General features: G+C 44.6%; 6 protein-coding genes. All 6 read right to left on the reverse strand.

What is annotated here, in order from left to right; all coding sequences use genetic code 11:
• Nucleotides 1-55: 55 nt before the first annotated feature.
• The 6 genes from K6V30_RS21800 to K6V30_RS21825 all read right to left on the reverse strand — a co-directional run bounded on the left by K6V30_RS21800 (nt 56) and on the right by K6V30_RS21825 (nt 11,216).
• The gene (locus K6V30_RS21800; RefSeq protein ID WP_055271599.1) at nt 56-1,837 is read right to left on the reverse strand and encodes a DUF5006 domain-containing protein; all 1,782 of its coding nucleotides are present in this window, start codon (nt 1,835-1,837) and stop codon (nt 56-58) included.
• A gap of 45 nt (nt 1,838-1,882) precedes the next feature.
• Complete coding sequence (locus K6V30_RS21805) at nt 1,883-3,700, reverse strand: RagB/SusD family nutrient uptake outer membrane protein (RefSeq protein ID WP_055271597.1); 1,818 nt, start codon at nt 3,698-3,700, stop codon at nt 1,883-1,885.
• A gap of 13 nt (nt 3,701-3,713) precedes the next feature.
• Nucleotides 3,714-7,073, reverse strand: a complete 3,360-nt coding sequence (locus tag K6V30_RS21810; protein ID WP_010538882.1) for a SusC/RagA family TonB-linked outer membrane protein — start codon at nt 7,071-7,073, stop codon at nt 3,714-3,716.
• A 31-nt stretch (nt 7,074-7,104) separates the two neighbouring features.
• Nucleotides 7,105-8,766, reverse strand: a complete 1,662-nt coding sequence (locus tag K6V30_RS21815) for a glycosyl hydrolase family 18 protein (RefSeq protein WP_055271595.1) — start codon at nt 8,764-8,766, stop codon at nt 7,105-7,107.
• A gap of 270 nt (nt 8,767-9,036) precedes the next feature.
• On the reverse strand, nt 9,037-9,786 hold the full coding sequence (locus K6V30_RS21820; RefSeq protein ID WP_055271593.1) for a nucleotidyltransferase family protein: 750 nt from the start codon (nt 9,784-9,786) through the stop codon (nt 9,037-9,039).
• Nucleotides 9,786-11,216 carry a RapZ C-terminal domain-containing protein gene (locus tag K6V30_RS21825; RefSeq protein ID WP_055271617.1) on the reverse strand — a complete coding sequence of 477 codons (1,431 nt, stop codon included), beginning with the start codon at nt 11,214-11,216 and terminating at the stop codon, nt 9,786-9,788. The genes K6V30_RS21820 and K6V30_RS21825 overlap by 1 nt, the downstream gene beginning before the upstream one ends.
• Nucleotides 11,217-11,271 lie beyond the last annotated feature (55 nt).

Raw genomic sequence — 11,271 nt, forward strand, 5'->3', positions numbered from 1 at the left:
TTCCGGCATTGAACTTATTTCGTACTATTGAAAACGGTTCAAAGAAAACCAGAAATTAATAGAACTGGTAGAACTTGCCCGGAGCCGAAACTTTATAGTCTCTGTTCACCAGTTCATCCGCTTCCCGTTTATAGTTATCATTTACATAGAAACGAATCCAATCTATTTCCATTCTCGGACCTTCCGTTGCATAATTGGCAGGATTAATTGATTTCAGTTCAGTATCCCAACCTGCCGGAAGTTCAGAAGAAACACTATTACCTTCTCCGAACAAGTCCATTCGCATTACTAAATAAAGACCCTTCGCTCCAATTGATGTCCCTGTAGAAGCTTTGGTAAAAGGCCATGAATCCAACATATCCCTTGTGACTTCCAAAGTTGTAGAACCATTGATACCTAACTTTATCGTACTTTCATCGACTAGTTCCACCCAATAAATATTATAATCTTCTACCTTAGGAATAGCGGTTACTACACTCTTTGCATCACTGATAGCCTCTCCCCTCACCGACTGAGTGATTGCAGAACCAGAAACATTCTTAAGTATACAGATTGATTGCTTGGCTTCTTTACACGTAGTGGCTGTTGCTGGATTCTTCACCTCTATCATTGGTACAAACCCTGTTCTATTACCTCCTAAGCGAACTTTCATTTCAATACGCATACCCGGATAAATACGAGTTACATTCTGTGCCCACATCTGTCCTAAAGATTTACAGCAATGTATTCCTGCTGTTCCGTAATTAGTACCTTCTACACCTACACAAATATTCAGTTCACCCTCATCAGTGACTTTCGCATATTTGGTCCAATCAATCTTTAAAACACTTCCTCTATTGGCATCCGTTGCATTACCTAATTTTTGATAATCTCCCGATGTCGAGTTTTTATGGAACTCGATTGCATAATCAAACTTCCACTGGCTGCCCAGTTCCGCATTCGGATGTGCTGTTCCTTCATCCATCTTAGCCGTCTCTTTACCCGTAAACCAGTCATCATCATAAGAAATAAACATGATATTCGGATTCTCATATACAGTTGTCATATCATACAAATCAGGATCAGCCATCGATTCCAGGTCTGTCATGGTAATCATCAAGGTAGAAGCGGTCATCGGATTGGCAGAAGAATTACTCTCCATATTCAATACCAACTGCAAGTCACCTGTCATTTCATAGTCCTGTTTGATAGTCACGGCAGCACTCTTCACCGAAGTTCTTCCTGCGGGAATGGTTAGGGTAGAAGGCAGATTGTCATACCTGTCCTCTTCTCCTTCCTTCGGAGTGATAGTGACTTCGAGAGGCACAGAACTCGGTTTGTCCACCTTGGCAACCAATACAAACTTACCCCCTTCCGTCACCACGTTCTCTGTATTATTTTCCAGAGACATGGATATCCGATAATAATCAGACACCTTGATTCCCTGACTGGAATTAGCGATCTTATATCCTCGTGCAAAAGCCACAAATTCCATCGTGGTAGTACCCGTCAGGCCGGATGTTTTCACCGGGAAATCCACCTGAATCTGCTTCTCTCCTTTGGGAAAAGTGACAATACTGCTGAACGGTTCGAATACATTCGCAACATCATCCGTTCCGGCCTTTGCCGTAAAGTAAATATCGAAATCTTCGTTAGCCACCACCTCATTACCATCGGCATCGGGTTCCACTTTGATATCCACTTTCAAGTGTTCTCCCATCACAAATGCCTTTTCATTGATGCTCATTGTCAAAGGTACAGCTTCCGGCAGAGGACGATATTTAGTCTCATCCTCACATCCCGTCAGGCCGATAGTCAACAAACATACTGGAAGTATTTTATATAATATGTTCTTCATATCTTTATCTATCTAATTGTCATAAATGAATCTTGTTCCATTCTCCTATTTCCGTTGCCAGCCCGGATTCTGTTTCAGCTCATGATTCAACGATATCTCACTCGGAGGAACCGGTAACAGATAATCGCGGTTGGAATCAAACTGATAGCCTCTCGGAAGAAGTTCTTTCTGCGGGTCCAGCCAACCGTCTGTAGTCAGAATCGTTTTCAAATCCGCAGCACTTTTAGGATCGAATGCTTTGTACAACACACCGTCTGTGCCAAAATAAGCACCGGTTCCCCGTTTGCCCTGAATCAGTTTATGAGCTCTCCAGCGCATCAGGTCATCGAGGCGGAAACCTTGTAAAGCCAGTTCCGCACGTCTTTCCCGACGGATTTCCTGCAAATTGGCGGAGATTGCATAACCAAAGTCCGTAAAATTAGGATCGATTTCAGACGGATCGGCGTAAGTCACTCCGGCGCGTTCGCGTAATGGTTTCAAGGTCTTTTCCAAAACAGCAGGAGTACATTTCCCCAGTTCTTCCGCTGCTTCCGCATAAGCCAGCAGTGCTTCCGCATAGCGGATCATCGGAAGTGACGTTTCGCCCTGACCACTTACATACGTGGTATCGATACTCATACGGATGTGATAACCTGTGGCGTTACGTGCCGGACCACCTTCAGTCAGATAAGGAGGACGCACCACCGACTTGTTCTCTTCCGAATATTCCTCTACCAGCATCGCTTTCGATTTTGATTCCGGTGAGGTTGACTTAAACTTACAGTTTGAATGCATAACCGTTGCCAGCAAACGTCCGTCACGGCCCTTAAAAGTCAGATTGAAATCTTTAAAAATTCCATCCGCAGGATCGATGGGAGTTCCGTCAGCATTCAGGTAATTATCAACCAGCGACTGAGACAAACCAGCCGGTCCGCTATTGTCTACATAACCGGCTCCCAGATTACTGCTCAAATTATGAATCACACCATCCGCTATCGAATACTTCTTCCAGAAAACAACCTCTGTCATATCCGACAAGTCTTTTGAATTGAACACGTGTGCATAAGCATCTTCTATATTCACAGCACTCTTGTCAGTAGCCTTGGTGTTCAGCGTAAGTCCCATACCAAACAGTTCATCGCCCAGTGTCAGCACCTGTCCCAGCAAGTCTGCCGATTTATCTTCAGCAGCGGCAAAGTCCGTTCCCTTGTGATATTTCTCCCAGGTACCTTCATAAAGCGCCACTCTCATAGCCATAATAATAGCTGCTTCCTTACACACTCTCAAACCTTTATACTGGCTGCGCGGATGAAGCAATTCTTTAGCGGTATTCAGGTCGTCAAGAATAAACTGCGCTACTGCCGAACGGTCGCGCGGAGGAATCTGCAAACCACCGACAGTTGCATTTCTGTCCCAGAAGCTATCCATCACCGGGATACTTCCAAATCTGGTCAGCAGGTAGAAATGCCAATAGGCACGGAAGAAATAAGCTTCCCCTTTCATCGAGAGCACATCTTTTGTTTCTTCGGTTTCCGGCACTTTATAGTATTCAAAGAAATAATTCACATTACGCAGGTTCTGGTATCCTTTCTGCCATTCGGTAGAACCTCCCCCGTTTTCCTGCAACTCTCCGTTCAGGCGCTTGTCATAAACTTCCGCCACGATGTTATCGCTATTCTTCTCTTCTCCGCGCACTCCCATATCGTACGTTCCGAAAGAAGGAAGTGCGATATACAAGCCGTTGATATAGTTGTTCACGGCACTTGCATTGGACAGGAATGTCTCGCTATTGGGGGTTGTCAGAGGCTCTCTATCCAGAAAATCCGAACATGCTGACATCATGAGACTGGCCCCTACCACTAATAATATATATAATTTTTTCATCGCTATTCTCTAATTAAAAGGTGAAATCAAGTCCGAATACGAAGTTGCGGTTCATCGGGTATACCATACCGTTACCGTTCTGCTTCATAGGAGAAGTCAGACCCGGAGCCGTATTTTGAGCATCGCCGCCAGCCGACATATTTACCTGGTTCAGTGTTTCCGGGTCAAATTGTTTCGGCAGTTTCGTTACAGTAAACAAGTTATCGCAAGTCACATATACTTTCAGATTACTGATACCGATATGTCTCAACTGTTTTTTGTTGAAGGTATAACCAACCGTCAGGTTCTTCATACGCATGTAAGCGGCATTCAGCAGATAACGAGTAGTGTTATATCCGGTATTTACCAAAAAGTCTTTGTCATCCTTCCAACCGGTCAGGCGCGGCAAGTATCCATTCGGGTTTTCTGTACTGAAGTAATCGAGATGTTCCTTGAAGTTGTAGTTGTTGCCACCAAACATATAGTTACTTCCGGAAATCGGGAAATCTCTCTTAGCCACTCCTTGCAACAAAGTAGATATTTCGAACCCTTTATATCCCAGATTCAAATTGATACCGAATGAATATTTGGGGGTCGTATTACCGATAATCTGCAAATCTCCGTGATCTGCCAAAGTACCTTTACCTCCGTCTACCCTACCGTCACCATTGGAATCGATATATTTCAAGTCACCGCGACGCCAGAGATCATTCGATTTGAATGCTGTCAGGTTTACATTTCTCAGGTAATCATCAATTTCACGGTTCGACAGGAAAAGATCGTCTGCACGATACCCCCATATTTCGCCAATATCCATACCTTCATAGTAACCTTTATTGGCAGCCAGACCTGTATGATTATTGTAAATGATACCTTCCGGATTATTATACTTCGTCACCACCGCCTTGTAGTTGAACACATTGAAGCCGATTCCATAGCTGAAACCACATTTCAGTTTATCATTCCAGCTCACGGAAAGTTCCCATCCACGATTGCGCAAAGTAGCATTGTTTACTTTTGCACGGTCATCCGAAGCAATACCACTGATGCTCGGAATAGACTCAGCCGGACCGATCATGTCACGTGTCGTACGCTGATAGAAGTCAGCGGTAATCGACAGACGGTTCTTTAACAACATCAGGTCAAAACCCAGGTTGGCATTATCCACCTTCTCCCAGGTAATGTACGGACTGATCATTTTCGGAGTCTTGGCTATCGTTCCTTTGGAAGCTGTAGAAGACGAGATACCGGGCAACAGCCACGCATTGGTACCCTGTGCATCCAGTGGCATTTGAGCAATGTAGTCATATAAGCCGGCACCGTTCTGATTACCCAGACGACCGTAGGACACACGTACTTTCAGCTGAGACACCGGAAGTGCCAGTTGCTGGAAATAAGGAGTACGGGCGATATCATAACCGGCAGAGAATGAAGGGAAGAATCCCCAGCGATGTCCCTTTGCAAAACGAGAAGAACCATCATAACGTCCGCTGAACTCCAGAAAATAAATATTATTGTAGTTCCAGTTCAGACGAGTGTAGAATCCCATCGTAGCCCAATGCGAACGGGCTTCACCTGCTATCACGTTTCCGCTGGCATTATCAAACGAATAAATGTCGTTGCTCAACATACCATCTTTGTACATATATTCTTCCGAATATTCCTGTAGCTCCATCTGATAACCTGCCATTGCCTTGAAGAAATGACCTCCCCACTGGTGGGTATAAGAGCTGGACAGATTAGGCGACAAATAATAATTGAACATGCTACCGCGGGTATAAGAGCCGAAATACATATTTTTCCAGCTAATGCCCGGATAAGCAAATCCTTGTCTCTGGTTGGTTGCATCACCCGGCTTGAAAGTACCCGCAGGAGTTTCATACTTCTGGTCGTCTTTCATTTTCAGGTCATTATTTTCCACATCGAAACGGATTTTCATTTCTCCGGTGATATCCCATCCCTCCAAAGGAGTGACGGTAGCCGAAAGTGACAAGGCATCTGAAATACGGTTTCTCTGATAATTTGAATTTTTCAGATACAACATTTCATTCCAGCTAGGTATATTATATTCCGATTCAACCGGCAACTCAGTCACCTGAGTCGGACGGTGGCTACCGATCTTATTATACAGGATCAGCTGATTGGCCATCGGACGTTTGATCATCTGCAAAGTAATATTGTTGTTCAGGTTGAAACGCAGCCAGTCACTTGTCTTAAACTGCAATTTCGTGTTCAGGTTATATTTGCTCAAATCATCCTGTACCTTATCCAGCAGACCTTCCTGATAAGTGTATCCCATACCGATATAGTAGTTCACTTTGTCAGAACCGCCCTGTACACTCAGATTGTGAGAGTGACGGACAGACTTGTCTTTGAAATAATAGTCAAACCAGTCTGTATTACCGTATTGATTGTAATAAGCTCCTGCCCAGTCATCACCGGTAGTATTCGGTTCTATTCCCGGAAATTCAGCCGAATAAGGGTTTTGCATAAATCCCTTGATCTTTTCGATAGTCTTATCCGAAATCTTCTGCAAACCGGAAGAAGCTCCTCCATTATCATACTGCTGGTTATTATATGCTGCATACTGCAACGCATCCATCATCTTCGGCATGTTGATAGGTGAACTGAAACCTACCGTACCACGATAAGTAACACTGGCTCTTTCTTTTTTACCACTCTTGGTCGTTACCAAAACCACACCATAAGCAGCACGCGCACCATATACGGCAGAAGCGGAAGCATCCTTCAGTACACTGATGCTGGCAATATCAGCAGGGTTCACATTCTGCATGCTCTGCTCTACTCCATCCACCAATACATAAGGCTCGCCACCATTGATAGAGCCGATACCGCGAATACTGAATTTAATATCGGCACCGATTTCACCGCCGACACCACCGCCTACTGCATCCGAAGCAAAGTTCAAACCGGCAATATTACCCTGCAAAGCACTGGTAACGTCGGTCACAGGACGATTCACGATCGCATCATCTTTCAATGTGGCAACGGCTGCCGTAATGGTATTTCTTTTCTGTGTATCCATACCTACCACCACAACTTCATCCAATACTTTGGCATCTTCCTTCATCACCAGTTTGTTACCTTCCTGTTTGGTGACTTTTACCTGTAGCGGAGCATATCCGACGTATGTAACAGAAAGAGTACTGCCTACTTTTCCTTGAATAGAGAAATTACCGTCAATATCTGTAATCGTTCCTCCGGTTACACCTTTTATCATGACCGTAGCACCGATGATGGGTTCTCCCATTTCGTCTACCACCTGTCCCTTTATCAATTTTTGTTGTGCCAACGCACCCAGAGGAAACAATAACAGGAGCATCAGAAAAAGAACAAAGCGTCCTTGTTTTCTCACGAACTTCTTTTTTTCCATAATATTATATTTACTAATTAAGATTCTATTTTTATTCTACAGTAGGGTTGGCGTAGTAATCAAACTCTTCTTTCACAACTTTCAACAAAGACATTTCGTGCGTCACATCTACGTCCGTAGCCAAATCCCAGCTCATGATACCTCCAAAACCATTTTCACAAACATACTGTGTCTTCTCGCGAATTGTCTTCTGGCTGTTGAGCGTATAGCTCTTTCCGTCATAACTCCATTGATCTGCAGAAGTATTAGTCAGATTACCCTTGCCGACAAGGTCAAAATAGGCAGCCTGTTCGCCGGCAGTTCCCGTAGTTCCGTAGAAAGGTACTCCCATCACCAGCTTATCCTGAGGAATTCCATATTCCACAGCAGCCTTGCCATCCGATTTGAAACGTTCCATAGAGAAAAGTTCTATCGAAGGACCATAGCATTGCAGTGAGATAAAATCAGCAGCAATAATAGCCTCTGCACTTATTTTATAAGAAACGGGATGCAGGGATACAGTGAAGAATACATCTTTTCCCAATACTTCACGCAGTTGTACAATGGCCTTACTATAATTAGCCAGATCATTGGATGAATAAGCCCATTCGAAATCAAGGTCTGCACCATCCAGATTATATTCTTCGAGCACTTTCTTTACGTTGTTGGCAAAATTGGTACGAGCTGTCGCGTTACCTACCATTTTCAGCCATTCGCCGCCGGCAATACCCAGACGTAGCTTCCGGTCGCCCGCCTGTCCGTTCAATGCAGTGCGGATCTGTTCCAGGCGGATAGCCCATGTATGTGAATCCTTACCGGGTTTGGCAGCATCGTCATATTTCCAGTAAGCAAGTGTTTTAGTATTATTCCATGTATCAAAAGAAATGGGATTTTTGCCCAGTGTACCCACCAGCAGACTGTTCACGAATGTTTCATCCAAATATCCTTTCAGTTTTTCTCCCATCACAAAATCCGCACGGGTATTAGGAACCGAAGCAGGCAGCGAGCCTGTAAAGTCAGTAGCAGCATTATTATCTATATATAGCTTAGCAGTACCGCCATCATAAGTCACCGCTACATAATGCCATGCGCCCGGTTTCAATGCACTGTTCGTAACTGTTGCAGAAGCACTTCCGACAGTCAGTTTCAGATTGCCTTCCGTTGCTCCCAGCTGGAAAGCGATGATAGTAGTATTTCCGTCTGCCTTCTTAAACAAGCAGGCGCCGTCCACCCATTCGCTTACATATATATAAGTACCGAATGTGAACTTCTTGAAAGCTCCGTCCGGTGAGTGCAACAGACCGTCGCCGGCATTCATTTTTCCGGTACCTTCAAATTTCAGTACTCCGCTGCGACCGCTATAAGAAGAAGTATATGTGGCTGCTCCCGTTATGGCAGCATCATTCACAGGCAGGTCAAAAGTCAGGTCACCGTTGGCATAAGGACGTGCTGTCAGATAAATCAAATCGTTGCAGGCGCCCATACTTGCTCCGGAAACTCGATTCGTTTCAAAAAAATCGCCACGGATATAAGAACAGTTGATAAATGTCTTCACTGTAGGATCAGGATCATCGGGGTCTTCCGTCTCGCCCGGCTTTCCCGTAACTGAACCTTCGGGAGGAGTACCGGTTGGAACATCTACCCATTTTGTGTCTTTGCAAGCTGTCAACATTCCAAAGAGGAAGAGACAAAGAAATAGGAATTTGCTTCTCATAAGTTTATTAATTAAGATTACCTTTTTATATAAATAGTGAGGTCTTTCCTGACATTCACTGCCACAAATTTAGGTTATATCTAAGATTTCAGATGTTCTATTTTAGCTATGATTCTTCCAAAAATGTCTAAAATAGTCCATTTCATCGCATTTTTTATAGCGACCAAACATTATCAGACATCTTTCGAGACAAAAAAAGAAAGGCGGCAATATCCGTTTCCGAAAATTCCCGTCTTTCATTTATATGAATGTGCAAATGTACTGACTGCCCTAAAATGTCAGCTTTTTCACAAATTCTTCTGCCCGTGCCAACGTCTCCGGCTTGCCGATATCAATCAGTTCCAACTTCTCCGCAAGATAACCGGAATAATCCGTCTGCCCGCAAGTAGCCAGATAAAAATCCATGATGGAAAACTTGCCTTCCCAGCGCGGTGCCTCCATCAACCGGAAGACAGCAGGCGAAAAGACATGAATACCGCTAAAGGCATACTCCCTATAGAGCGACTCATCATAGTGGAAACCTTCGGGTTTTACCTGCCCCGTATCCTTGTTTATCCACCCGCGCAATTTTCGCTCCGTATCAAAAAGCAGATAACGGGAAGTTGTACGCCGGCTGGCAAGCAAAGTAGCTACGCTCCCACTCTGCATATGAAAGTCATACAGTTCTTTCAGATTCATATCCGAAAGGATATCCACATTATGTACCAGAAAAGGCTCACCGGAGTTTTCAAAAAAAAGACGGGCTTTTCTGATTCCTCCCCCCGTATCGAGCAGCCGATCCCGTTCGTCGGAGATATGTATGGTAAGTCCGAAGTCGTTATTAGTCTTCAGAAAATCGATAATCTGCTCACCGAAATGATGAATGTTAATCACTATCTCGGTAAAGCCGGAAGCTTTCAGTTTTAAGATCACATGTTCCAGCATCGGACATCCGGCTACGGGAACAAGAGCTTTGGGCATCGTGTCGGTCAGTGGTTTCAGCCGGCTGCCCAAACCAGCGGCAAATATCATTGCTTTCATTATACAATAGCCTCAAAAGTCCGCTCAATATTCTGTTCACGGTGTACCAGTTCCACTTTCACCCCGAATTTACGGTTCAGATGCTCTGCCAGATGCTGCGCCGAATAAACCGAACGGTGTTGTCCTCCCGTACAGCCGAAGCAAACGGACAAGTTACTGAATCCCCGCTCCATATATCGCTTTACCGAAGCATCCACCAACGCATAGACAGATTCGAGAAAACGGAGAATTTCTCCATCCTCTTCAAGGAATCTGATTACCGGTTCGTCCAGTCCCGTGAAAGGCTTGTAGCGTTCGTACTTACCGGGATTGTTCACCGCACGGCAATCAAAAACATAACCGCCGCCATTGCCCGTAGAATCATCGGGAATCCCTTTCTTGTAAGCAAAACTCATTACTTTAACAGTAAGCTGCCGTTTTTTAAGGTCATCGGTAAACTGCTTGAGTTCGGTGAGTTCGCGTAATACCCAGCAGAGGTACGGATATTCGGGATATGCTTCTTTGAGCAGGTCACGCAGGTTTTGGATAGCAAAGGGAACACTCTGGATAAAATGAGGTTTCTTTTCAAAATACCCTCTGAAACCATAAGCTCCGAGCACCTGCAATGTACGGAAAAGAACAAAATGACGGAGCTGACTATAGAAATAAGGCTCATCAATAGGCTGGTATTTGCGCAGGGCATCCATATATTCCTGCAATAGTTCCTTACGGAGACTATCGGGATACTTCGCCTTGGCCTGCCACAGGAAAGAAGCGACATCATAATAGAACGGTCCCTTTCGTCCGCCCTGAAAGTCGATAAACCACGGTTCACCGTCTTTAATCATCACATTGCGGCTCTGGAAATCGCGGTACATGAAGGTAGCGGAAGAACTGCGCAGCAGCACATTGCTCATCTTCTGAAAGTCGTCCTCCAGTTTGTCTTCCTGAAACTCCATACCGGTAGCTTTGAGAAAGCAATATTTAAAGTAATTCAAATCCCACAGAATAGAACGCTGGTTGAACTCCGGCTGCGGATGACAGCGGGAGAAATCAAAACCGTCAGCCCCCGCAAACTGTATGGCAGGAAGCAAGCGGACTGTCTTGCGAAGCAGTTCTTTTTCTTCTTCGGAGAATACACTGGTGGCACGCCCCTTCTCGATTGCATGAAACAACAGAGTATCTCCCAGATCCTCCTGAAGATAATAGCTCTTATCTTCGGAAACAATATAAACCTCGGGAACAGGCAGACCGGACTTGCGGAAATGAGCAGCCATATAAAGGAATGCATCATTCTCCTCGACAGACGTTCCGGATACACCGATCAGGGTTTTCACGCCTGTCAGCCGGAAATAACGGCGGTTGGAGCCGGAAGATGGTAATTCTGTAATATTCTCAGCGGGGACTCCCGCATATTCCTGATAAAGTTTCTGTAGTTCTTCGGTAATCATAGTCATACATTTTCGAGCAAAGATAAAGATTATGGATAAATTAACGCCATCTTTG

It is taken from the genome of Bacteroides faecis, from assembly GCF_020091505.1.
Classification (GTDB): Bacteria; Bacteroidota; Bacteroidia; order Bacteroidales; family Bacteroidaceae; genus Bacteroides; species Bacteroides faecis.

Excerpts from the sequence above, each read along its gene's own strand:
- K6V30_RS21800 (WP_055271599.1), bottom strand. The coding sequence starts at position 1,837 with ATGAAGAACATATTATATAAAATACTTCCAGTATGTTTGTTGACTATC.
- K6V30_RS21805 (WP_055271597.1), bottom strand. The coding sequence starts at position 3,700 with ATGAAAAAATTATATATATTATTAGTGGTAGGGGCCAGTCTCATGATG.
- K6V30_RS21810 (WP_010538882.1), bottom strand. The coding sequence starts at position 7,073 with ATGGAAAAAAAGAAGTTCGTGAGAAAACAAGGACGCTTTGTTCTTTTT.
- K6V30_RS21815 (WP_055271595.1), bottom strand. The coding sequence starts at position 8,766 with ATGAGAAGCAAATTCCTATTTCTTTGTCTCTTCCTCTTTGGAATGTTG.
- K6V30_RS21820 (WP_055271593.1), bottom strand. The coding sequence starts at position 9,786 with ATGAAAGCAATGATATTTGCCGCTGGTTTGGGCAGCCGGCTGAAACCA.
- K6V30_RS21825 (WP_055271617.1), bottom strand. The coding sequence starts at position 11,216 with ATGATTACCGAAGAACTACAGAAACTTTATCAGGAATATGCGGGAGTC.